This is a genomic window from Pantoea anthophila (assembly GCF_026104315.1).
Lineage (GTDB): Bacteria > Pseudomonadota > Gammaproteobacteria > Enterobacterales > Enterobacteriaceae > Pantoea > Pantoea anthophila.
This window is the reverse complement of record NZ_CP110473.1, coordinates 595,391-619,664: the sequence shown is the minus strand read 5'-3', so window position 1 is coordinate 619,664 and position 24,274 is coordinate 595,391. Positions and strand designations below refer to the sequence as shown.

At 59.2% G+C, this 24,274-nt stretch carries 18 protein-coding genes; 9 read left to right on the top strand and 9 right to left on the bottom strand.

Annotated elements, in window-relative coordinates; all coding sequences use genetic code 11:
* The 3 genes from OJ965_RS05545 (at position 1) to ddlA (ending at position 4,102) form a co-directional block, all read left to right on the top strand.
* Positions 1-2,364 (top strand): fimbria/pilus outer membrane usher protein, encoded by a 2,364-nt coding sequence (locus tag OJ965_RS05545; protein ID WP_111208125.1) that lies wholly within the window; start codon positions 1-3, stop codon positions 2,362-2,364.
* Positions 2,361-2,912, top strand: a complete 552-nt coding sequence (locus OJ965_RS05540) for a DUF1120 domain-containing protein (protein WP_111208124.1) — start codon at positions 2,361-2,363, stop codon at positions 2,910-2,912. The genes OJ965_RS05545 and OJ965_RS05540 overlap by 4 nt, the downstream gene beginning before the upstream one ends.
* Positions 2,913-3,004: 92 nt before the next feature.
* Positions 3,005-4,102, top strand: a complete 1,098-nt coding sequence (gene ddlA / locus OJ965_RS05535) for a D-alanine--D-alanine ligase (RefSeq protein ID WP_111208123.1) — start codon at positions 3,005-3,007, stop codon at positions 4,100-4,102.
* A gap of 19 nt (positions 4,103-4,121) precedes the next feature.
* On the opposite strand, the gene OJ965_RS05530 is transcribed toward ddlA, so the two are convergent.
* The 4 genes from OJ965_RS05530 to OJ965_RS05515 form a co-directional block, all read right to left on the bottom strand.
* The gene (locus OJ965_RS05530; protein WP_265138173.1) at positions 4,122-5,543 is read right to left on the bottom strand and encodes a GGDEF domain-containing protein; all 1,422 of its coding nucleotides are present in this window, start codon (positions 5,541-5,543) and stop codon (positions 4,122-4,124) included.
* Positions 5,544-5,812: 269 nt separating this feature from the next.
* Positions 5,813-7,288, bottom strand: a complete 1,476-nt coding sequence (locus OJ965_RS05525) for a SulP family inorganic anion transporter (protein ID WP_009087324.1) — start codon at positions 7,286-7,288, stop codon at positions 5,813-5,815.
* The gene (locus OJ965_RS05520) at positions 7,288-7,920 is read right to left on the bottom strand and encodes a carbonic anhydrase (protein WP_033736060.1); all 633 of its coding nucleotides are present in this window, start codon (positions 7,918-7,920) and stop codon (positions 7,288-7,290) included. Before OJ965_RS05520 ends, OJ965_RS05525 begins: the two co-directional genes overlap by 1 nt.
* Positions 7,921-8,500: 580 nt before the next feature.
* Positions 8,501-9,310, bottom strand: a complete 810-nt coding sequence (locus OJ965_RS05515) for a 5'-nucleotidase, lipoprotein e(P4) family (protein WP_111208122.1) — start codon at positions 9,308-9,310, stop codon at positions 8,501-8,503.
* Between the two features lie 106 nt (positions 9,311-9,416).
* Between OJ965_RS05515 and OJ965_RS05510 the strand changes: the two genes are divergently transcribed.
* Positions 9,417-10,124 (top strand): purine nucleoside phosphorylase YfiH/LACC1 family protein, encoded by a 708-nt coding sequence (locus OJ965_RS05510; protein WP_111208121.1) that lies wholly within the window; start codon positions 9,417-9,419, stop codon positions 10,122-10,124.
* Positions 10,125-10,274: 150 nt separating this feature from the next.
* On the top strand, positions 10,275-12,293 hold the full coding sequence (locus tag OJ965_RS05505) for an NADPH-dependent 2,4-dienoyl-CoA reductase (protein ID WP_111208140.1): 2,019 nt from the start codon (positions 10,275-10,277) through the stop codon (positions 12,291-12,293).
* Here the strand turns inward: OJ965_RS05505 and rlmG are convergent, their stop codons facing one another.
* Positions 12,294-13,412: a 23S rRNA (guanine(1835)-N(2))-methyltransferase RlmG gene (gene rlmG / locus OJ965_RS05500; protein ID WP_111208120.1), complete on the bottom strand. Its 1,119-nt coding sequence runs from the start codon at positions 13,410-13,412 to the stop codon at positions 12,294-12,296.
* A gap of 85 nt (positions 13,413-13,497) precedes the next feature.
* On the opposite strand from rlmG, the gene OJ965_RS05495 reads away from it, so the two are divergent.
* Positions 13,498-14,001 carry a M48 metallopeptidase family protein gene (locus OJ965_RS05495; RefSeq protein WP_009087337.1) on the top strand — a complete coding sequence of 168 codons (504 nt, stop codon included), beginning with the start codon at positions 13,498-13,500 and terminating at the stop codon, positions 13,999-14,001.
* Here the strand turns inward: OJ965_RS05495 and OJ965_RS05490 are convergent.
* On the bottom strand, positions 13,998-15,686 hold the full coding sequence (locus OJ965_RS05490) for a chloride channel protein (RefSeq protein WP_111208139.1): 1,689 nt from the start codon (positions 15,684-15,686) through the stop codon (positions 13,998-14,000). The genes OJ965_RS05495 and OJ965_RS05490 overlap by 4 nt on opposite strands.
* Positions 15,687-15,832: 146 nt before the next feature.
* Here OJ965_RS05490 and OJ965_RS05485 point away from each other — a divergent pair, with 146 nt between their 5' ends.
* The 3 genes from OJ965_RS05485 to sstT all read left to right on the top strand — a co-directional run bounded on the left by OJ965_RS05485 (position 15,833) and on the right by sstT (position 19,512).
* Positions 15,833-16,819: a Gfo/Idh/MocA family protein gene (locus tag OJ965_RS05485; RefSeq protein ID WP_111208119.1), complete on the top strand. Its 987-nt coding sequence runs from the start codon at positions 15,833-15,835 to the stop codon at positions 16,817-16,819.
* Positions 16,820-17,075: 256 nt separating this feature from the next.
* Positions 17,076-18,044 (top strand): TerC family protein, encoded by a 969-nt coding sequence (locus tag OJ965_RS05480; protein ID WP_046102583.1) that lies wholly within the window; start codon positions 17,076-17,078, stop codon positions 18,042-18,044.
* A 235-nt stretch (positions 18,045-18,279) separates the two neighbouring features.
* Entirely contained in the window at positions 18,280-19,512 is a 1,233-nt protein-coding gene (gene sstT / locus OJ965_RS05475) for a serine/threonine transporter SstT (RefSeq protein WP_111208118.1), read from the top strand.
* Between the two features lie 194 nt (positions 19,513-19,706).
* On the opposite strand, the gene OJ965_RS05470 is transcribed toward sstT, so the two are convergent.
* The 3 genes from OJ965_RS05470 to uxaC are packed head-to-tail and all read right to left on the bottom strand — an operon-like array spanning position 19,707 to position 24,068.
* Positions 19,707-21,197, bottom strand: a complete 1,491-nt coding sequence (locus OJ965_RS05470; RefSeq protein ID WP_111208117.1) for a UxaA family hydrolase — start codon at positions 21,195-21,197, stop codon at positions 19,707-19,709.
* On the bottom strand, positions 21,181-22,650 hold the full coding sequence (locus OJ965_RS05465) for a tagaturonate reductase (protein ID WP_111208138.1): 1,470 nt from the start codon (positions 22,648-22,650) through the stop codon (positions 21,181-21,183). The genes OJ965_RS05470 and OJ965_RS05465 overlap by 17 nt, the downstream gene beginning before the upstream one ends.
* Positions 22,651-22,652: 2 nt before the next feature.
* Entirely contained in the window at positions 22,653-24,068 is a 1,416-nt protein-coding gene (gene uxaC / locus OJ965_RS05460; RefSeq protein WP_111208116.1) for a glucuronate isomerase, read from the bottom strand.
* Positions 24,069-24,274 lie beyond the last annotated feature (206 nt).

Genomic DNA, 24,274 nt, shown 5'->3' with positions numbered 1-24,274 from the left:
ATGAAACAATTTCTGATACTCAGCCTTGTGGTCAGTTCAGCCTGTGTGCAGGCGGCAAACCGCTATGACAAAGAGATGCTCAAAGCGCTCGGCTACGACGCCAGTGCCGCTGAACTGCTTGATGCAGGCACGCACTTTCTGCCGGGGAAACAGCCCGTCAATATTGTCGTTAACGGTCAAAGCAAAGGGGTGCATATCCTGACGTTTGATCAGGCCGGTAATCCCTGCTGGCCAGCCGATCTGCCAGAAAAGCTGGGGATCATCCCCGATCGTTTTCGTCAGGCAGAGGATGCACGCTGCCTGCAGCTGCCATCCGACAGCCCGATTCTGCTGGAGCAGCGGGTTGACCGCAGTAGCCTGCTGCTGAAGGTCCCGGCAGGCGACCTGTCTGCGCATCCGCGCTTCTCCAGCGGGGGAAATGCGCTGGTGGTGAATTACGATGGCCGACGCTATCAGTACCAGACGCGCGCCGGACAAAACCACCACTCGCAGACGCTGACCTCCGAGATTGGGGGCAATATCAACAACTGGGTACTCCGCAGCGGGCAGAGCTATACCAGCCAGAATGAACACCACCAGCTGACCCGACTCTACAGTTATGCCCAGCGCTCCCTTCCCGGCTGGGCGTCGGTCGTGCAGATAGGTGAGATCACCGCGGGCGACACCCTGTTTTCCGGCATAAACCTGCTGGGCGCACAACTCATGCCAGAACGCAGTGCAGAAAATAGCGGAAACAGCGGCGTGTCGCTGAATCTGCTCTTCTCACAAGCCGGTACTGCCGAGGTCTGGCAGGCAGGCATCCTGCTGAAGACCTATCAGGTCACAGCAGGCATGAACACACTGGCTGACATCCCGGCGATCAATCAGTCCGATGATTTTGAGATCGTCAGCCATGACCAGTCGGGTCATCGTCAGCAGCAGACGATCCCCTATATTCAGGCTCTGACCACGGTTTCTCTGGCAAATGCCGGACTCTCTCTGGCCGCCGGACGTCTGCGCCTGACCGATGAGTCGTTCCCGGTGTTCGTCGGTTCCGCCGGACTTTATCAGAATGGTTTCATGGCTGTGACGGCAGGCGGGCTGATGAGCGAGCACTATCAGGCCGCCTCCTGGCGCACCACGCTGCGGCTGACAGAACGCCTTATCGCTTCCCTGACCCAGACCGCCTCGCAGATGCAGGATTCGGCCGGGGAGCGAGGCAACATGCAGGGCCTCAATCACCAGCTCAGCATCAGCGCAGGCGTGACGCCCCGATTATCACTGACCTCTTCCGCCAGCTTTCGCAGCCGTGATTTCAGGGATCCCGGCAGTTCATGGCGCGCCGGAGACGCCCGTCAGGAGAATGGACAGATCCGTTCACAGTACGCCGCGGGGATAAGCTATAGCCAGCCGCAGCTCGGCGTACTCGCCTTTTCCGGCAGCCTGTCACAGAGCTGGCAGAATGCAGAAAGTCTGGGCTACCTGTTCAGCTGGGGCCGCACCTTCGGAAAAGTGAACGTCAATCTCGGCATCCAGAAAAACCGGCTTACGCAGGATCAGCGCCACACTGATGACCATTACGTATACCTCAATTTCGCTGTTCCGCTCGGCAGCCGCAGCAGCGTGCGCAGCTGGGTTAATGACACCCGGGGAAAAACACGCGCCGGCATGGGTGTTGACAGCACCCTGAATGATAAATTTGCCTGGAGCGTCTCCGGGGAGAAAAGTCAGCGTGAGGATGCGTCAGTTGCGGGTTCCGCAACCTGGACCACCAAATACAGTCAGCTGAGCGGCGGCGTTTCGCATAATGAAAACAGCACCAGTTACAACGCGGGCGCGCGTGGCAGCGCCGTCCTGCATAGTGAGGGAGTGACCTTTTCGCCCCGCAAAACAGGCGATACCTTTGGCATTATTTCCCTCAACAGCCCCCAGCCTGACGTCAGTATCCACACCCCTGGCGGCGTGGTGTGGAGCGACCACACGGGTCATGCCATCACCTCCTGGACACCGTGGCAGAAGAATACCGTACAGATCGAAAACCAGAGCCTGCCTGACAATGTCCAGGTCATCAGCGGTATTGCAGACATCACGCCTTACCGCGGCGCGGTAGTGCCGGTGATTCTGCCCGCCTATACGGTTCGCCGGGCGCTGGTGAGCTTCCCGCCAGAGCAAAGTCCGGCACCGGGTGCCCCTGTCAAAAATGGCAAAGGTCACCTGATCGCCTTTGTGAATGAGGATGGCACGCTCTTTTTCGACGACCTGCCGGACGAGCCGCTATTCAGCCTCGACCGCAATGGCAGCAAGTGTGCCATCGATATGCTTACGCCCTGGTATAACCAGCCCGGCACCCTTTATGCCTCACTTTCCGCGAGATGCGTCCCATGAAACAGCTCTCTGTTCTGCCTCTGCTGCTGGCTTTCAGTGGCCTTTTTGCCGCACTCCCTGCCCGTGCGGCGTGCGAAATTCAGCTCAGCGATCCACGGATTGATTACGGTGAAATGACACGGGGCGAGCTGCTCGGTCGCCCGGGCAATGCGCTGACTGCCGTCGAACTGCGGATGGGTGACCCGCGAGAGTCAGAGATCACGGTCATCTGTGACCGCCCGACACCGCTAAAACTGATGTTCAGCGGGCCCGCGAAAGACGCCGACAGCTACCTGTTTGGCGAACAGGGCCGGGCGACGCTGACCCTGCATGATGCGACGCTCGACGATCGTCCGGTCACGATCGAACGAGCCGGAACAGAGGCGGCAGCGATGGCATTCAGCGCCGGTCAGCCTTTGCAGTTCCGCAAAGAGGGCCAGATCGCCTCCGGCAGCACGCTGCGTGCAAAAGTGACGATAGTCACCTGGCTGGCTGCCGATGCCACCCGGGTGAGTGAGCGGAAACAGTGGCAGCTTAACGGCAGCTTTATCGTCAGCGATGAGGGTTAACGGCCGCTGAAAAATTATCTCGCGCCTTACCCTGTTTTCCCGCGCAAACCCCATGCTATCTTAAGGTTTTGATTTTTCAGTGGGCAAAATTGATGACTAAGTTGCGGGTAGGGATCGTGTTTGGCGGGAAATCGGCTGAGCATGAAGTGTCGTTGCAGTCGGCCAAAAATATCCTTGAGGCGATAGACAAAACCCGGTTTGACGTGGTGCTGCTGGGCATCGACAAACAGGGGCACTGGCGTCTTAACGATGCGTCCAACTTCTTACTGAACGCTGAGAATCCGTCACTGATCGCCCTGAATCGCGCGGCTGACGATGTGGCGCTGGTACCCGGTCATACTCAGCAGCAGGTTATCACCCGTCACAACGCACATCCGCTGTCGCAGATCGATGTCATCTTCCCTATCGTTCACGGCACGCTGGGTGAGGATGGCTCTCTGCAGGGCCTGCTGCGGATGGCTTCGTTACCCTTTGTCGGCTCCGACGTGCTCGGTTCTGCGGTCAGCATGGATAAAGATTTCACCAAACGCCTGTTACGCGATGCCGGTCTGAAGGTCGCCCCGTGGCTGAGCGTCACCCAGGCGCAGCGCGCCCAGCTGGATGCAGAGGCTGTCATTGCCCGCTTTGGCCTGCCGCTGTTTATCAAACCCGCCAATCAGGGTTCATCGGTCGGCGTCAGCAAAGTGGACAGCCCGGAGGAATTTGACGCCGCGCTGGCGCTCGCCTTCTCCTTTGACCGTAAAGTGCTGATCGAGCAGGGCATTAAAGGGCGCGAAATTGAGTGCGCGGTGCTGGGCAACGATGCGCCCGAAGCCAGCCCCTGCGGCGAAGTGGTGGTGCATGACGCCTTCTACTCCTACGACACCAAATATATCTCGGAAAGCGGTGCGCAGACGGTGGTGCCCGCCGCCCTCTCCACGGAAACCAGCGATGCCATTCGTGAGGTTGCCATTAAAGCCTTCACGGCACTGGAGTGTTTTGGTATGGCGCGCGTCGATGTGTTTTTAACTGACGACGGCGAGATTATTGTCAACGAAGTGAATACCCTGCCCGGCTTCACCAATATCAGCATGTACCCGAAATTATGGCAGGCGGCCGGACTCAGCTATCAGGATCTGATCAGCCGCCTGATCGACCTGGCCATCGAGCGCCACCAGCAGGCCAGCAACCTGAAAAGCAGCGTCAGCTGAGTGCATCGGCGGTGTGGCGTCAGGCCACGTCGCTGGTAAAGGTGCGGTAGTTAACCGGTGAGGTCTGGTTGCGGCCGTTGCGTTTCGACAGATAGAGGTTTTTATCTGCCGCAGAGATCAGCCGGTTGATGACGGGGGGCCACTCCGTCGCCTCAGCGGCGCTGTCATGCGCCAGTCCCAGACTGATGGTCACCGTCACGGTATTCCCCTGCAGCCAGAACTTCTCTTTCGCCATCGTCTGCCGGATATTCTCAGCCAGAAAATAGAGTCTCTCCGGGTTCTGATCGAACAGCACCACCACAAACTCCTCGCCGCCAAAACGGCAGATGCGTCCCGCTTTGCCCACCACCCGCTGCATCCGACGCGCGATCTCTTCCAGCACGCTGTCACCCGCGTCGTGACCAAAATTGTCGTTAATGGCTTTGAAGTAGTCGACATCCAGCAGGATAACGCCCGCTTTGCGTTCAGGGAAGATGGGTTCACTGCGCAGGCTTTCATAGAGACCGGAGCGCGACAGCAGCCGGGTCAGGAAGTCGTAATTCGCCCGCAGCGCCAGGCGCTGGTTAAGCTGTCGGATCGCATCCATACTCGCGGCCACGATCAGCGGGCTGATGGAGATGGTCGCCACCCCCAGCCGGGCCGAGGTGAGATGGTTAAGCGGCAGCATCGCGTCGCTGCCCTGAATGTTCATCACGCCGTGCGACACCAGGATAATTTCGGTAATGCCGGTCAGTAAAATCACCAGGCTGGTCAGCGGCATGGGCAACACCACCGCACACCAGATCAGCGCAGGAACCGGGAACGTCAGGCTGCCCGCGCCACCCATCATCGCCCCGATTGTCAGCGAACCCGCCACGGCGATAACCGGGAGCAGCTTGCGGATGTGCAGAAACTGGCGGGGCGACAGCGACGACCAGTCGCGGGTCAGCAAAAACGGCAGCAGCATCAGCCCGGTGGAGAACTGCTCGCTGAACCAGTCAGCCCATGCCACCGCCAGCCCGGTATCAAAATCAGCCTGCTGCGCCAGCGCGCCCCAGCTGGCACAGGTGAACGCCGCCAGCAGGCAGGCCGGGAAGATTCGCAGCACACTGGTAATCCGCTCACTGCCGGAATCGTGCTGAAGATGCCTGACCAGCAGCGTCACCGCCACCAGCACAAACAGCACATTCGCCACGTTAAGGGTTAACGCTGAGAACGCCCAGCCCGAAAAAACGGTGTCGTTGAACACCATGGCGGCCAGGATAGCCAGGTAGTAGCGGCCCCGGTGCAGAAAGGGATTGCGGACGATGACGCCCGTCACGATCGCATTGACCGGCCAGAAGAGAGAGAGCTCTTTGGGAAAGCGCAGATGTCCGCCGATAAAACAAAACAGCAGCGTGATTAAAAACAGCAAAACTGCGTTCTTCTTTGCGTTGTGCTCTTCAAACAGCGGTGTGCGCATGCGTCCGGACCTTATCGCGGTGAGGCTGGCTCTCCACGCCAGCCTGAACAGGCGCGTGGTGTCAGAATGATTAAATCCTGAATGCCCTCAATGTCATCCTGCGATAAAACCCCACTTCATGGGCTAACTCAATAAAATGACCCAGTGCCGGGTAAGCACAGCAGATGACAGCAGAAAACGGGGCTTTATTATGCCCCGCCAGTAAAAAAATCGGCTATCCGAGATATCCGATTTTTACTCTTCTGCTGATGCTGCCGTTGCGCTTCAGGCTATTTTACGGCCACCGGCCACTGACTCAGGCGGATGCCGCGCTTGTCCGCGTTGTCGCCAAAATCTTTCAGCACCGCTTTCACATCGGGATCGATATATTCCGCATTGTCATTATCGATAATCACCACGCTGTTCTCCGGGATCTCATCCAGCAATCCCTGCAGCTTTGGGTTGTGCATAAACGTCAGGTTCTGCTGAAAGCGCAGAACGTAGTGGTCGTCATAACGGGTAAGCTGCAGCGCGTTGCGATGGCTTTTATAGATGCTGTAGAGGATCTGCGTGGCGATACCGATGCCGATACCGACCAGCATCCCCAGCGTAATAATGCCGACGATGGTCGCCAGGAACGGCACGTACTGCTGGGCCCCCATCCGGAACTGTTCGACAAAGAGTTTAGGGGTCGCCAGTTTATAGCCGGTGTAGAGCAGCACCGCGGCCAGGCTGGCCAGGGGAATGGCGTTCAGCATCTCACTGAACCACATGCCGCAGATCAGCAGCAACACACCGTGAATGAAGATGGAGAGCTTTGTCTGCGCCCCCGCGCTGACGTTGACCGAACTGCGCACGATCACCGCCGTTATCGGCATCGCGCCCAGAAAACCGGCGGTCAGATTACCGATGCCCTGAGCGAACATCTCTTTGTTGGGCGACGGCGCGGGCGTCTGCGGACGCAGCTTTTTCAGCGCTTCCTGACTCAGCAGGGTTTCCAGGCTGGCAACCAGAGCCAGCGTCACGGCGACGACCCAGACCTGCGGATTCTGCCAGGCCATCCAGTCAGGCGTTTCCAGCTCAGCCACCAGCGCAGAGACGCTGTCGAAGGCGGGCAGCGAGATGCGTGCCAGCCCCTGCGCCATCTCCGGGAACAGCCTTCCGCCTGCCACCGTGGCGACGCAGCCGACCAGCACCGCAATCAGCGGCCCGGGGATCCAGGCCAGCGCCTTAATGCGTTTGATCGGGGCGGTTGTCCAGAGGCATAAAATGGCTAAACCGACCGCCGCCACGACAATCGACGGCAGTGAGAAGGTCATCTGCCCATTCACCAGCGAAACCAGCTCCGCATCGCCCGCCGCGCCCAGCGCCACCGGGATCTGCTGCATGATCAGCAGCAGGCCAATCGCCGCCAGCATGCCTTTAATCACGCTGCCCGGCACCAGCGAGATAAACCGTCCGGCGCGCAGCAGACCCAACAGGCACTGCAATGCCCCGGCGATAATCAGCGCGGTGAGGAAGGCGGAGAAGCTGCCCAGCGTCGCCATCGAGGCGACAACGATAGTGACCAGACCCGCCGCCGGACCGCTGACGGCAAAGCGCGAGGGACTTAACGAGGTGACGACCAGACCGCCAATCACCCCGGTCAGCAGACCGGCAAACGGCGGCAGCCCGCTGGCCTGAGCGATACCCAGACAGAGCGGTAAAGCCACCAGGAAAACCACCAGACCCGCCGGGATGTCGCGGCGCAGGGTATCAGAATTCATCATGAAGGCTCCTCTGAAGATTGATGAATCAGCTCTTTGAGATGGCCGGAGCGCAGGTCATAAACACAACCAAACACCTCCAGTTCCTGGCCCGATTGCCAGATTTGCCTGACCGGCTCAGACTTCACCAGCCTGGCGAATTGCGCTTTAACGTTGGCTTCAACCAGCCGATCGCGTTGTTCATCGGGGGTGGCGTCTGCTGGCCCTTCCTCGGCCAGCCCCTGCTGAATGTCATCACGCAGCCGCTGAATACGCCTTCCCAGTGCGGTGTCCTGCCCTTCCAGCACGCTGCCTGGCAGGTTCTGTGCGGCTTCTACCCCGCCGCAGCCGTAATGGCCGCTGAGCACGATGCGTTTCACGTTGAGAAAGAAGAGCGCGTATTGCAGCACGCTCAGCAGATTGTCATCCTCCTCCAGCACCATGTTGGCGATATTGCGATGCACAAAGAGTTCGCCTGGGTGGGAGCCGGTCAGCACTTCAGCCGGAACACGGCTGTCTGAACAGCCAATCCAGAGCGAGTGCGGTTTTTGCTGATGAAGGGATTTTTTGAAATAGTCTGGATTACGCTGGCGGCGCTGTAATGCCCAACTGCGATTTTTCGCTAATAAGGGTTTAAGTGTCGTCACATTCATCTTCTCTCTACTACCGGGATGTCGCATCCTGGCTGATCACAAAGTGTATCGGCTCACAAATAGCGTGAGAGCCGCCAGGTAAATAAGAACCAAGTCACAGAAAAAGGTTATAGACGTTAACCATTGCCAATGCACGAGCAATATTTCACAACGCTTTAACATGGTGTGATTTGTCAATTAAACGTCAGCAAAAGTCAGAAGAAAGTAAATTTAATTCAGCAGGAGAAAAATGAGGGCACATAAACAGCGAAGATTAAAATAATATATATCATTTAGTTAAAAAATATAAAATAAAAGACTTAATTTATTGCTGACAAATTAATACAAACACTAACCGCATGGCTTTTTCTTACCCTGCCCGTTCGCCCCACTTTTACCAGGATTACTCTTAATTAAAAAATTAACCATTAGCACAATCAACCATCTTAATAGCAGAGAGCCAGTTAAATACGCCTGCTTTGAGATAAGAATAAAGCGAGAGATGATTAATTTGATTCGCAGCAAAATAGTGACAGCGGAAAGTAAATCAGGACCAGAATTTAACAGAGCCTGAACGGGTCAGGCTCTTTTTCTTGACGAATTATTTACCGTTCCAGCTTTGCAGGCGCGATTCCCGCACGGAGAGCTGCTGATCCGGCGTCAGCTTATTGTAATTCTCCGCCATACCGCTCTCCCAGTCGCCGTAAAGCGGGTTCGGCAGCACGATGAACTGCGTGCCAAACTGCTGATGATTGAGATTCACAAAATCGCGACGCTGCTGATTGCCCTGATGCCAGGTCGCTCCGCCGAAATCGTTGAGGTTATCGCCCACGTAGAGCACCACGTTGTAGCCCGCATTTTTGATGGCATCGAAACGCGCCTGCTTGTTGGAGCTGTCGGTATTCAGGCGCACCGTTTTTTCACTGACGTCAGGAAAACCGAGCTGCTGCATATTCGCCACCGTGGCGGCGTAATCTTTCTGATCGCGGTTCGACACATAGAACAGTGTGCCGCCGTTCTGGGTGACGTGGCGTGCAAACTCAACCGCGCCGGGCACTGCTTTCGCCTGTCGCGCCTGGGTCCAGGCTGACCAGCTCTTGCTGCTGAACGGCTGACCGTTTTTCGCCTGCCAGGCGCTGTAGGCGCTGTTATCCAGCATGGTTTCGTCCAGATCGACAATCACAGCTTTCGGTTTGCCGGTCAGCGACGGCGCCTGATCGAACGCCATGCGTGCGGTGTTGAACGCCTGCCAGGTCAGCGCCTGATATTCGCCGGACTGCTGGAACCAGTTGACCGCCAGCACCGACTGCTGCCCGAGCTGCTGCTGAGCGGTCTGATGTGACGAGGAGGCGCAGCCGGTCAGCAGCAGGGCAACCAGTCCGGAGGCGGCAAGTTTTGCGGAGGTTTTCATCATTTCATCCTTAAGGTGAGAAAGGGCTGAGGAGACGCTTCAAAAATGTAGCAGTTAACGTAAGCTGTTGGCAGCCCAATGCACGCTGTTATCACAGGAGATTCCTATGGCCGTTATCCCGCGCTCGCCGTTGCTCGACTCGCTGGACTGGGTGGATTATGCCTTTCAGCCCGCCGGTGAGCCACCGCCCGCCGACGGCGCCTGGGGGCATCAGCGCCACAGTGCCACGGTCGTCTTCGACGTCGAAAACACGCCATCCAAAAGCTGCGAGTCGGATGGCATTATCAGCAGCGGGACGCGCCCGGTGGCGGTGTATACCGCTGACTGCCTGCCGGTGCTGATCGCCGATCCTCAGCAGCGCATCGTGGCGGCGGTGCATGCCGGACTGAAAGGCACGCTGGCGGGCGTGCTGATCCGCGCCGTGGAAAAACTGTGCGAACAGGGCAGCGAGCCAGAGAATCTGGTCGTGGCGATCGGCCCGGCACTCGGCCCCTGCTGTTATGAGCTGGCCGAACCTCAGCTGGCGGAGATCGCCCGGAATCCGGCGCTGGCCCGCGGGCTGCGCTGGCACAGGCAGCAGCCGGTCAATGGTGAGGCTCAGCGCCCGCAGGCGACGGCGCGTCAGCAGGGTGTCTGGTTCGATCTGCCGGCGCTGGCGACGCAGATGCTGGTCGATGCGGGCGTTCCGGCTGCGCAGATCGATAATGTCGGCGTCTGCACCTACTGCATGGCCGAGAGCGGTTCAAGCTACCGCTTCAACACCCATACGGGCAGCGGCTATCAATCCCGCTACTCCTGGATCCGGCGGCGATAATCGCGCCCGCCCTGAAAATCGGTCACGGCGGACGCACGGCCTGTCGCGGCTGATGTTGATTTCACTCACACCCTGACACTCTTTCACTTTTTTTTAACACAGAAATGGCTAGAGTTAACTCATCCGACCACTTTATCGTGAGTGATGATCATGGCCGTTCATTCCGACTATCCCGCGCTGTTCAGGCCGCTGGACCTGGGTTTTACCCGACTGAAAAACCGTTTCCTGATGGGCTCCATGCACACCGGCCTGGAAGAGCACCCGGATGGCGCAGCCCGGCTGGCGGCTTTCTATGGCGAGCGCGCGCGCGAAGGCGTCGCGCTGATTGTCACCGGTGGCATTGCCCCCAATGCGCAGGGTGTTACCACCGCCCACGGCGCGATGCTGACAGAGGAGGCGCAGTGTCACTGGCACCGGCAGATTACCGATGCCGTTCATCAGCATCAGGGCAAAATCGCCCTGCAGATCCTGCACACTGGCCGTTACAGCTATCAGCCCGATCTGGTCGCGCCCTCTGCCCTTCAGGCGCCGATCAATCCGTTTACGCCCCAGGCGATGAGCGAGGCGGCGATTGAACAGACTATTGATGACTTTGCGCGCTGCGCCCGCCTGGCCCGAGAGGCCGGCTACGACGGCGTCGAGATCATGGGCTCTGAAGGCTACCTGATTAATCAGTTCCTGGTGAAGCACACCAATCAGCGCAGCGACCGCTGGGGCGGCGACTTCCGCCAGCGAATGCAGTTTGCCCTGGCGGTCACCCGCGCGGTGCGCGCCGCCACCGGCGACCGTTTTATCATTATCTTCCGGCTGTCGATGCTCGATCTGATCAAAGAGGGCAGTACGCTGGAGGAGACGCTGCTGCTGGCGGGCGAGCTGGAGCAGTGTGGGGTCACGCTGTTCAATACCGGTATCGGCTGGCATGAAGCGCGCATCCCGACCATCGCCACCTGCGTGCCGCGCGCGGCCTTTGCCTGGGTCACGCAGCGCCTGCGTGCTCACGTGTCGGTGCCGGTCATCGCCACTAACCGCATCAACCACCCCGCCGTCGCCGAAGAGCTGCTGCAGTCAGGCTGCGCCGATATGGTGTCGATGGCGCGCCCTTTCCTCGCCGATGCCGCCTTTGTCAGCAAAGCGCAGCGCGGCGAACCGGACAGCATTAACACCTGCATCGCCTGTAATCAGGCCTGCCTAGACCAGGTGTTCGCCGGAAAGATCACCTCCTGCCTGGTCAATCCGCGCGCCTGCCACGAGTCGCTGATGCCGGTGATCCCCAGTCGCGCTCCGCGCAGGCTGGCGGTGGTCGGGGGTGGCCCGGCCGGAATGGCCTTTGCCCTGCAGGCGGCCGGGCGCGGACATCAGGTGACGCTGTATGAAGCCGCCGCCGATATCGGCGGCCAGTTCAATATTGCCCGGCTGATCCCCGGCAAAGCGGAGTTCAGTGAAACCCTGCGCTATTTCCGTCACCAGCTGGCGGCCGCCGGCGTGACGGTCAGGACCGGCTGCCGGGTCACGGCCGATGGGCTGGGTGATGCCGATGAGGTGGTGCTGGCCACCGGCATTCAGCCACGCACGCCGGATATTCCGGGCATCGAGCACCCCAGCGTCCTGAGCTACCTTGAGGTGCTGCGCGATGGGCGTCCGGTGGGAAAACGGGTGGCGATTATCGGAGCCGGTGGCATCGGTTTTGATGTGGCGGAGTTTCTCTCGCAGCCTTCGCATGACGCGGATCGCGCGGCCTTTTACGCTGAGTGGGGTATCGATCAGAGCCTGACGCAGCGCGGCGGTGTGGTGGCCCCCGAGCCGCCCGCCGCATTACGGCAGATCTGGCTGCTGCAGCGCCGCACAGGCAAACCCGGCGCCGGGCTGGCAAAAACCACGGGCTGGATCCACCGGGCCAGTCTGCAGGCGCGCGGCGTGGAGATGTGGGGCGGCGTGGAGTATCTGGCGATTGACGATCGCGGGCTGCACCTGCGGCGCAACGGTGAAACCCTGCTGCTGGCGGTCGATAATGTGATTATCTGCGCCGGACAGGAGCCGCAGCGCGAACTGGAAGCGGCGCTGCGTGCACGGGGACAGAAGGTGACGGTGATCGGCGGTGCCGATGTGGCACAGGAACTGGATGCGCGCCGCGCCATCGCACAGGCGACCGCGCTGGCGCTGCGTGTCTGACTAGCGCATTTTCACTGCGCGCAGCACTACAAACTTCTGGTTAGAGGCGACCAGCGTGCAGTTGCCGAACAGCTTTTTCAGCTTCTGGTGATAGTCGAGGTGGCGGTTGCCGACGATGCGCAATTCGCCGCCATATTGCAGACAGCGTTTGGCATCACGGAACATCTGCCACGCCAGGTGATCGGTGACGGCGTGCTGCTGGTGAAACGGTGGGTTGCACAGCACCGCGTGCAGCCGGTCCGAGGGATAGCCGCTCAGCACGTTGTTGACCAGGAACTGACAGCGTGACAGATCCTCCGGACGGTTCACTTCCACGTTAAGCTGGCTGGAGGCGACCGCCATGTAGGACTCATCCAGAAAATGCACCTCAGCCTGTGGGTTCTGTGCCAGCGCCATCAGCCCCACCACGCCGTTACCGCAGCCCAGATCGACAATCTCGCCTTCGATATTTTCCGGCAGATGCTGCACAAACAGGCGTGCGCCGATATCCAGCGAGCTGCGTGAGAAAACGTTGGCGTAGTTGTGGATCTGATAAGGGGTGCCATCCAGCGGCCAGACCTGCGTGGGACTGGCTTCGCGCAGGGCAGGCTGGCTGAACTGACTGAAGATCAGCCGCGCTTTTTTCCACGCCAGCGAGGTTTTCGTCTCGCCGATGATCTGTTCAAACAGCTGCAGGGTGGAGTTATGGATCTCTTTGGCGCGGGCTGCCGCCAGAATCACCGTCTCCGGGGTCACCACTTCACGAATCGCGCGCAGCTGATGCTCCAGCAGCGCCAGCGTCTTCGGCACTTTAATCAGCACCGCTGCCGGGGAAGCAGGCAGCGCCGCCAGGCTGTCAATAAAGTGGACGTCGCTGTCATCCATCCCGTTGAAAGAGAGGTTCTGCCGGGCGGCCTGCTGGCTCAGCCAGGAGTCGCTGACGTGCCAGACGGGACGCGGATTGAGACCACAGGTTAAGGCACCAAAACTGTCGTTGAATACCAGCACCGGCCCCTCTGGCAGCGCCTGCTGTAACAGATACTCATCAGCCGCATCCCAGGCTTGTAATGGACTTTCGTCACGCATCTGCGGGAAGCGATGCAGGATCAGTGTGCGATCGTTCAGTTCAAGTTGGCTCATGAATTCTCCGGCGTGGTACACTTTGATTAATTTTCGCCCCGATAAAAAGGGCGCGCAGTATACTCTTTTTCGCCTGGAATCCCTAATGTCCTCACTCATCTACCTTCAGGGTTATCCTGCTCCCCTTCTTGAACAGGTGCAGACCCTGATTACCCATCAGCGCTTAGGCGCGTTTCTGCAGGAACGCTATCCCGATACCCACGATGTCGTGAGCGATAAGGCGCTGTATGACTACACCCAGGCGCTGAAAAACCGCTTTATGCGCAACGCGCCGCCGATCAGTAAGGTGGTGTGGGACAACAAAATTAAAGTGATGAAGCATGCGCTGGGGCTGCATACCGCTATCTCGCGCGTGCAGGGCGGCAAACTGCGGGCAAAAGCGGAAATCCGTATCTCCACCTTTTTCCGCCTCGCGCCGGAGCCTTTTCTGCGCATGATCGTGGTGCATGAGCTGGCTCACCTGAAAGAGAAAGATCACGATAAGGCGTTTTACCAGCTCTGCTGCCATATGGAGCCGGATTACCACCAGCTCGAATTTGATGCGCGGCTCTGGATGACCGACCAGGCGATGCGCGGCAACGCGGCTTAAAGAAACTCCTGCGCTTTCTGGATCAGACTGGTTTTGGTCAGCGCGCCCTCAAAATGGCGCTCAGCGGGGTTGTTCAGCACCGGCAACCGCTCCAGCGTGACGGCGGCAAAGGCTTCCCACCCTTCACGCATGCTCTGGTTCTGATAGATCACCGGGAAATCCTGATCCATCACGCACTGCACCGGCGAGTCGAGGGTGATCTCCTGTGCCAGCACCCGGCGTGAAATCTCATGAATCGAGACCACGCCGAGGAAAGCCCCCCCGGCGTTGATCACATAGACGTAGCGCTCGCGCTTCAGTGAACTGACCGCCAGCGCCTGCCCCACCGACGCTTCCGGCTGCAACGCCGCGCCGGGAATAATCAGCTCGGCAATGCGCATGTTATCGAAATCATATTTCGCTTCTGAACGGGTAAAGTGATGGCTTACTACCGGGTAGGTGCTGGCCGATTGCAGCCGATAGACCACCATGGAGGCCAGCACCGTGGCGATCATCAGCGGAAACAGCAGGCTGCTGTTGAGGGTCATCTCCAGCACCATCAGCATCGCCATCAGCGGGGCCTGGCTGACCGCCGCCAGCACCGCCGCCATGCCAATAGCGGCATAGAGCAGCACATTGCCGAGCGGCAGATGCAGCATCGCCCCCAGCGTCGCCAGGATCACGCCGAGCAGCGCGCCGATCAGCAGTGACGGCGTAAACAGCCCGCCGACCGCATTCGAGCCCACCGAGAGGCTGGTGGCAACGGTTTTCAGCAGCAGCAGCAGCAACAGACCCGGCAGCAGATAGTGGCCCGCCATCACCTTCACTATCACTTCGTAGCCGTTGCCGAGGATATCGGTCGAGAGCAGTGCCAGTAAGCCCACGGCCACTCCGCCTGCACCGAGGCGCAGCGGCAGGGAGGCGACCCGGCTGAACAGCGCTTTACTGCGGGCAATGCACTTAATCAGCAGCCAGCCCGCCAGCCCGGCGCACAAACCAATCAGCACCGTCATCAGCAGGCTGCTGAGATCCATGGCAAAGTTTGCCTCCGCCAGCGGGTAGAGCGCGCTGCGAAAGCCCAGCGTCCACATGGTCATCACCGCCGTGGCGGAGGCGATAATCAGCGGGATCAGCCGCTGCAGGGCGGAGATGCCGAAGGCGATTTCGGCGACGAAGATAGCCGAAGCCAGCGGCGCATGGTAGACCGATGAAAGCCCCGCCGCCGCCGCCATCGCCACCACGTCACTGTTTTTCAGGTTAAGCGAGGCGGGCAGCAGGCGGCCAATCGCGCTGCCGCACAGCGCCGAAAGCTGCACCATCGGCCCCTCTTTCCCTATCGACGCGCCGCTGCCGATACTGGCGATGGAGGACAAGGCGCGGAACAGTGAGGTTCGGGTCGGCACCGCATCGAGCCGGGCGTTGATCACCTCAAGGTAGTCGGTTTTCACCGTCTGCTGCTGCTCAATGGCGACCGCATAACGCAGAAAAAAGCCCGCCAGCACACCACCAGCCCCCACCAGCAGCGGCCAGAAAATCCACGGCCAGAGCGGCAGTAACCCGCTGATCTCCCCGCTGCGGGCAAACAGCAGATGGTTGATCAGTTCAATCACGCCGCGAAAAGCCAGCGTCACCAGCGATGCGGCACATCCGACCGGAATGGCGATCAGCAGTGTGGTCCAGTTTAATGCGTGCTTACTTGCTTTCACCTGCGCTCCCTGGTTGGTGCCTGACATTCATCGCTCCCGCATAGTATTGGAATCGGGATCGCAGGATCAATCCCTGCCCGCCCCTCCCCATTGCACCGCGCCGGAGAGATGTTACTCTGCCGCTTTACCGCTGCCGGAGAGAAAACGTGATTCGTTTTGCCATTGTGGGAACAAACTGGATAACACGCCAGTTTATTGATGCCGCGCATGAAACCGGCGGGATGCAACTCTGTGCGGTCTATTCGCGCAGTCAGCAGCAGGCGGACGCCTTTATCGCCGACTATCCCTGCCAGGCAACCTTTACCTCGCTGGAGGCCCTGGCCGCCAGCCCGGCGATCGATGCGGTCTATCTTGCCAGCCCTAACGCCCTGCACTGCCAGCAGGCACTGCTGTTTATGTCGCACGGCAAGCATGTCATCTGTGAAAAGCCGCTGGCTTCCAATCTGGCCGAGGCGGAGCAGATGATCGCCTGCGCCCGGGAACATCAGGTGGTGCTGTTTGAGGCGTTCAAAACGGCCAGCCTGCCCAATTTCCTGCATTTAAAAGCGGCGCTGCCCGCCGTGGGGCGGATGCGGAAAGCCCTGCTGAGTTACTGTCAGTATTCATCGCGCTACCCGCGCTATCTCAATGGTGAAAACCCCAACACCTTTGATCCGCGCTGGTCGAACGGCTCAATCATGGATATCGGTTATTACTGCCTGGCCTCGGCGGTGGCACTGTGGGGCGCGCCGCAGCGGGTGCAGGCCAGCGCCACGCTGCTTGAGAGTGGTGTGGACGGACATGGGGTGGTGGTGCTCGACTACGGCGATTTTGACGTGACGATTCTGCACTCGAAAGTCAGTGACTCCAGCCTGCCCAGCGAGATTCAGGGAGAAGCCGGATCGCTGCTTATTGAGAAGTTATCGGAGTGTCAGCAGCTGACCTTTATGCCCCGCGGCGGAGAAAAGCAGGTGCTAAGTCAGCCACAGCATAGCAACACGATGCGTTATGAAGCGGCCGAATTTGCCCGGCTGGTGGCGCAGCGTCAGGTGGCGCATCCCGGGCTTGCGATCTCACGCACCACGGCGGCACTGCTGACTGAAATCCGTCGGCAGACCGGTGTTATCTTCCCGGCCGATCGGACGGTTGTGTAAATATTTCTAAATATGTCTGCGAGCTGTTGCTTCCTGGGCGGTGAAACCGTAACGTAGCTTTCTGCAAAGGGGAGTAACTTGTAATCTGATTGATCGTCACTACGTTGCGCAAGCATCCGGTCGTCAGGCAACCCGGAATCGATTTCTGTGTTGTAAGTGAGACCTTGCCGGAAGGCGAGGTTTGCTTACACAAAAATAAGCGGCTGATGTCTTCTGACTTCAGCCGTTTTTTTTATTTTTCAGACAGGATACGAATATGCAAACTGTGGGGACACCTTTACTCTGGGGCAGCTTTGCGGTTGTGGTGCTTATCATGCTGGCTATCGACCTGCTGTTGCAGGGACGCCGCGGCGCGCAGACCATGTCTTTTAAACAGGCGGCGATCTGGTCGCTGATCTGGGTTTCCGTCTCACTGCTGTTCAGCGCCGCTTTCTGGTGGTATCTGGAAGGCAGCGCAGGACGCGAGGTGGCTAACACCCAGACACTCGCCTTCCTGACCGGTTACGTGCTGGAAAAAGCACTGGCGGTGGATAACGTCTTTGTCTGGCTGATGCTCTTCAGCTACTTCTCTATTCCGGCCAACCTGCAGCGTCGCGTGCTGATCTACGGGGTATTAGGCGCTATCGTGCTGCGTACCATCATGATCTTCGCCGGTAGCTGGCTGGTGACCCAGTTCAGCTGGATCCTCTATGTGTTCGGTGCCTTCCTGCTGTTTACCGGGGTGAAAATGGCGCTGGCGAAAGAGGATGATGGCGCAGTAGGCGACAAGCCGGTGGTGCGCTGGCTGCGTAAGCATCTGCGCATGACGGACGATCTCGACGGCGAGAAGTTCTTTACCCGCAAAAACGGCGTGCTGTTTGCGACACCGCTGCTGCTGGTGCTGATCATGGTGGAACTCAGCGACGTGATCTTTGCGGTCGACAGTATTCCGGCGATCTTTGCCGTCACCACCGACCCGTTCATCGTCCTGACCTCCAACCTGTTTGCCATTCTGGGTCTGCGTGCCATGTACTTCCTGCTGGCGAACGTGGCAGAGCGCTTCTCGATGCTGAAGTATGGCCTGGCGATTGTGCTGGTGTTCATCGGCTTTAAGATGCTGATTGTCGACCTCTACCATATCCCGGTCGGCATCTCGCTGAGTGTGGTCGGTGTCATTCTGGCATCAACCCTGCTGATTAATGCCTGGGTTAACCGCAAAAGAGACCAGAAAAAGCTCGCACCATAATTACCTGCGGGGGCAGCGGATGCCCCTGTTTTATTTTGTGGCAGCCTGCCGCGCCGTTTCATCCCTCTGTCACACTTCCGCTATCCAGCATAATAAAAATCTGACGCGCTCCACAGCGGCAGAACTTTCTCTTTTCTCGTCCGATCTTTTCCTTATACTCCGCCGGGCAAACCGTTTTAGCCGATGCAAAACATCGCGCCTGAAACTACATTCGCGACAAAATATAGAAACTATTATGCAGAAAACTCTCTCCGCACGTCTGGGTACGCTGCTCGCCGGTAGCTTGGTGAAGCAAATCATGATTGGGCTGGTCGCCGGTGTCGCGCTCGCCTGGATCTCACACGATGCCGCGTTAGCGGTCGGCCTGCTGGGCGAACTGTTTGTCAGTGCGCTGAAAGCGGTGGCCCCCTTACTGGTTCTGGTGCTGGTCATCGCCTCGATTGCGAACCACCAGCAGGGCCAGAAAACCAATATCCGGCCGATTATCATGCTCTACCTGCTGAGCACCTTTTTCGCGGCAGTGGTCGCGGTGCTGTTCAGCCATCTGATCCCGCAGACGCTGACGCTGGCGGTCGGGAGTACCGAAATCGTTCCCCCTTCCGGCATCACGGAAGTCCTGCACGGGCTGCTGATGAGCATGGTGTCGAATCCGATTACCGCGCTGATGCAGGCGAACTACATCGGTATTCTGGTGTGGGCGATTGGTCTGGGTCTGGCGTTCCGTCACAGCAGTGACACCACCCGCGCCTTTCTTAATGACGCGTCCGAAGCCGTGACCTGGCTGGTGCGCTGCGTCATCCGCTGTGCGCCTGTCGGTATTTTCGGTCTGGTGGCGTCAATTCTGGCCTCCACCGGCTTTGGTGCGCTGTGGCAGTATGCGCATCTGCTGGCGCTGCTGCTGGGTTGTATGGTGCTGATGGCGCTGGTGGTGAACCCGCTGCTGGTGTTCTGGAAGATCCGCCGTAACCCCTATCCGCTGGTCTTCACCTGTCTGCGCGAAAGTGGCGTCACCGCCTTCTTTACCCGCAGTTCTGCCGCCAACATTCCGGTGAATATGGCGCTGGCGAAACGTCTGAAGCTGGATGAGGATACCTATTCGGTGTCGATTCCGCTGGGCGCGACCATCAGTATGGCGGGCGCGTCAATCACCATTACCGTACTGACGCTGGCGGCGGTGCATACGCTGGGGATCAGCATTGATGTGCCGACTGCCATTCTGCTGAGTCTGGTAGCCTCCCTCTGTGCCTGTGGCGCATCGGGTGTGGCGGGCGGTTCGCTGCTGCTGATCCCGGTGGCCTGCAACATGTTTGGTATTCCGAATGACCTGGCGATGCAGGTGGTGGCTGTCGGCTTTATTATCGGCGTCCTGCAGGATTCGGCAGAAACCGCGCTGAACTCGTCAACGGATATTCTGTTTACCGCCGCTGTCTGTCAGGCAGAAGCGGAGCGCGAAACCAGCCGGGCTTAATCTTTCAGATAGCTCAGCAGTTCAAAGAGTGGGTGGCAGAGTCCGAAGAGCAAAGCGTCCCGCGCCAGGGAAGGCGCGGGCCGAGCGAGCAGGGATGCTTTAAGCGACTTTGCGATCGGACTCTGCCACCCGCGAAGTGCACCGAATTAACAGACGGTAATGACGACCTCTGGATCGTCATTTTTGCCCGCAAATTATAACGTCACCCCGCTTTTGAAAATAGCCAGCTCGCGGAAGTCGTTCTTTTCGTTGTTGGTGGGCTGACCGCTGGCAATCGCCACGATGGTATCGACAAAATCTTCCAGCATCGCCTCCATGCTCATTCCCTCAATCAGCCGTCCGGCATTAAAGTCGATCCAGTGCGGTTTTTTCTCCGCCAGCGGCGTATTCGTCGCCAGCTTCACCGTAGGCACAAACCCCCCATAGGGCGTGCCGCGTCCGGTACTGAACAGCACCATGTGGCATCCGGCACCCGCCAGGGCGCTGGTGGCGACCGCATCGTTGCCCGGTGCACTCAGCAGATTCAGCCCCGGTGTGGTTAATCGCTCGCCATATTTCAGGACATCGACCACCTGGCTCTGCCCCGCTTTCTGGGTGCACCCCAGCGACTTCTCCTCCAGCGTAGTAATGCCACCCGCCTTGTTGCCCGGCGAGGGATTCTCATAGATCGGCTGCTGGTGATCGATAAAGTACTGCTTGAAGTCGTTGATCATCGCGACCGTTTTATGGAAGGTCTCCTCGTCGCGACAGCGGCTCATCAGAATCCGCTCCGCGCCAAACATCTCCGGCACCTCGGTCAGCACGGTGGTGCCGCCGTTGGCGATCATCTGGTCGGAGAAACGTCCCAGCAGCGGGTTGGCCGTGATGCCGGAGAAGCCGTCCGAGCCGCCACACTCCAGCCCGAACTTCAGCTCGCTGAGCCTGCCCGGTTCACGCCGATCGTGACGCATCTTCTGATAGAGTGCATGTAGACGTTCCAGTCCGGCTTCCACCTCATCGTCATGCTGCTGACACACCATAAATTCCACCCGGTCACTTTCAAAAGCACCGAGGGTGTCACGGAAGACATCGACCTGATTGTTCTCACACCCCAGACCAATCACCAGCACCGCGCCCGCGTTGGGATGCCGCACCATGTTTTGCAGCATGGTGCGGGTGTTGTCGTGATCCTGTCCCAGCTGCGAACAGCCAAAGGTGTGGCTGAACAGGAACGCGCCATCAATATCTTCCGCCTGCTGCGTCTCCTGCAGGAAACGCTGCAGGATCTGACGCGCAATGCCGTTGACGCAGCCGACGGTGGGCAGGATCCAGAGCTCGTTGCGGATGCCGACCTCGCCACTGGCGCGCCGGTAGATCTGCACCTCGCGATCGCCACGCTGCGGCGGCAGCGTCACGACGTCGGGCTGATATGCATAGTGGTCCAGATCGCTGAGATTGGTGCGGGCATTCTGCGAGTGGATCAGCTCTCCGGCCGCCACCGGCTGCGTGGCATGGCCAATCGGCAGGCCATATTTGATTACCAACTCATTCTGCCCGACAGGCTGCAGGGCAAATTTATGCCCGCGCCCGACGGCCTGATGCAGCACCACACGCTGTGGTGGCAGCTCAACCGTCGCGCCCGCGGCTAAGTCACGTAACGCCACGGCAACATTGTCGCGGGGATCGATTTTAATTGCGTCTTGCATCGCGTGACCTCAGTTGACTCAGCGCCTCACGAACGCCGTGGACGGTAATGTTTTGCAGGTGCCGGGTAACCGTCTCAGCCAGCCCGGGCTGACGGGTTAAATCTTCGCCCCAGTGCTGCGCATCACTGAGCACGTTCTCCACCAGCTGCTGCAGCGACATCGCCCCGCTCTCCTGCGCCTGCCAGGCATCGGCATAGCGCTGTAACCAGTGGGGATCATCCTGCAGCGGCCACGCTTTTCCGGCGAGCCTGCCGCGATAAAAGGCGATCAGCGCCGCCAGCGCAAAGGTAATGTGCACCGGCCACTGCCCGGTTTGCTGATGTGCGGTAAGCAGCGGCGTCAGCAGACGGGTGCGGAATTTGGTCATGCTGTTCAGGGCAATCGACAGCAGCGCATGGCGAATAAAGGGATTACGGAAACGGCGCAGAACCGCATCGGCAAAGGCATGAAGCTCCGCAGCAGGCAGATCCAGTGTTGGGATGACATCCTCGCGCAGTAACGACGCCACAAACCCGGCAATAGCCGGATCGGCCATCGCCTCGCCCACGCTCTCCAGACCGGCCAGAAACGCCACCGGCACCATCGCGGTATGGGCACCATTCAGGATCGCCACCTTCTGCGCTTTATAGGGCGCGATGTTGTCCACATGCCGCACCTGCGGCGACAGCGCCTCCAGCTTCAGTTCACTGAACAGCGCCGACGGTCCCTGAATCACAAACTGGTAGTAGACTTCGCCCGCCACCAGATAGCGATCTTCATAGCCCAGTTCGCTTTGCAGCTGCGCACTCTCCGCCGGGAACCCGGTGACGATGCGGTCGACGAGGGTGTTATAGAAAGCGCAGTGCTGATGCACCCAGCTTTTAAATTCGGTCGGCAGATGCCAGTGATCGGCGTAGCGCAGCACCTGCTCACGCAGCGTGTCGCCGTTGTGGTCAATCAGCTCGCACGGCACCACCAGCCAGCCGCGGTCGCTGGCCCCACTGAAGTGGGAGTAGCGCGCCCACAGCAGCTGCGTCAGTTTTCCCGGGAAGCTGCTGGCGGGCTGGTCGGTGAGCTGGTCCGCCTCCGCAAAGGCGATACCCGCCTCGGTGGTGTTCGAGAAAACCATGCGCAGGTCAGGATTTTGCGCCAGCGCCATAAAGTCGCCGAACTGCTGATAAGGGTGGATCTCACGGTTCAGACTGCGGATGAGACGGGTTTCGCTGACCGGCTCACCCTGCGCGTTCAGCCCGCGAATCAGCGTGGTGTAGAGTCCCTCCTGCTGATTCAGCGTATCGCTGACGTCCCGGTTACGAGGCCGCACCACCACGATCCCGGCATCGGTGCCCTGATGCTCGTTCAGCCAGTCGATCTGCCAGTCGATAAAGGCGCGCAGGAAATTGCCTTCGCCAAACTGGATCACCCGGTCACGATAGCGCGCGCCCGGAAAGTCGCGGCGGTTCAGCCTCTGCATCATCAGGCTCCCAGCTCAATGCCGAAGTAATCGCGGGCGTTGTTAAAGCAGATGTTCTGCACCATCTGCCCTAACAGGGCTTCATCGCCCGGCGCCTCACCCTGGTCTACCCAGCGACCGATCATCTGACACAGCAGGCGGCGGAAATATTCGTGGCGTGTGTAGGAGAGGAAGCTGCGGCTGTCGGTCAGCATCCCGACAAAGCGACTCAGCAGTCCGATCTGCGACAGCTGGGTCAGCTGGCGCTGCATGCCATCCAGCTGGTCGTTGAACCACCAGGCGGAGCCGAACTGCATTTTGCCCGCCTCTCCTTCGCCCTGGAAGTTGCCCGCCATCGTAGCCAGCACTTCGTTGTCGCGCGGGTTCAGGCAGTAAAGAATGGTTTTCGGCAGCGCGTTATTGAGGTTCTGTGCGCCCAGCAGGCGTGCCAGCGGTTCGGCCAGCGGCTGATCGTTGATCGAGTCAAAGCCGACGTCCGGCCCCAGCAGCTGATACTGACGCGGGTTCGTGTTGCGCAGCGCGCCAATGTGATACTGCTGCACCCAGCCGCGACGGGCATATTCGCTGCCCAGCCAGACCAGCACTGCGGTTTTGAACTGGGCCGTCTCGTGTGGCGTAGGCGTGGTGCCGCTGCGGCGGCGCGCCAGAATGTTATCCAGCGTGACGTCATCGGCGTCGGCATAACAGACTACATCCAGTGCGTGATCGGACACCTTACAGCCGTGCGCCGCAAAGTGATCCAGCCGCTGATGCAGCGCCCGACGCAGGTCATCAAAACGCTGCACGCTGATGTCGGTCAGCTGCTCCAGCGCTCCGATCCACGGCAGGAAGGTTTCGGCTTCAATGTTAAAGGCTTTGTCCGGCCGCCAGCTCGGCAGCACCTTCACGCTGAAGCTGGCATCTTCTGCCAGGGCGCGATGATGGCGCAGGTCATCCAGCGGATCGTCCGTGGTGCCGACCATTTTCACCTTCATCTGCTGCATGATGCCACGCGCGGTAAAGGCGTCCTGCGCCAGCAGCTCGTTGCAGCGATGCCAGATGCTGTCGGCGGTTTTTTCAGACAGCAGGGTATCGGTGATGCCGAAAGGACGACGTAGCTCCAGGTGCGTCCAGTGATAGAGCGGATTACCGATGGTGTGCGGTACGGTCCGTGCCCACGCATCAAACTTCTCACGATCGCTGGCGTTCCCGGTACAGAACGCCTCAGCCACACCGTTGGCGCGCATCGCCCGCCACTTATAGTGATCGCCCTTCAGCCAGATGTCATAAAGGTTGGCAAAGCGATAATTTTCGGCAATCTGCTGCGGCGGTAAGTGGCAGTGATAGTCGAAAATCGGCTGATCCTTCGCATAGTCGTGGTAGAGACGACGGGCGAATTCACTATCCAGTAAAAAATCCTCGGTCATAAAACGCGACATAGAGACATCCTCATCAGCTGAACCACGTATGGCTCAAAGTTATCATACCAATTATGGTCCGTGACGGAATTATTTGCGATCCTGCTCACATAAACCGCGGCCACTCACCGCCGTCATGGACATTTCTGTCGCCCACAGCGCGCTAAATGGCTGTCATCTGTCAGGTTTCCAGTATCCCACAGCGCAGAAAGGGTTTTTGTGATGGC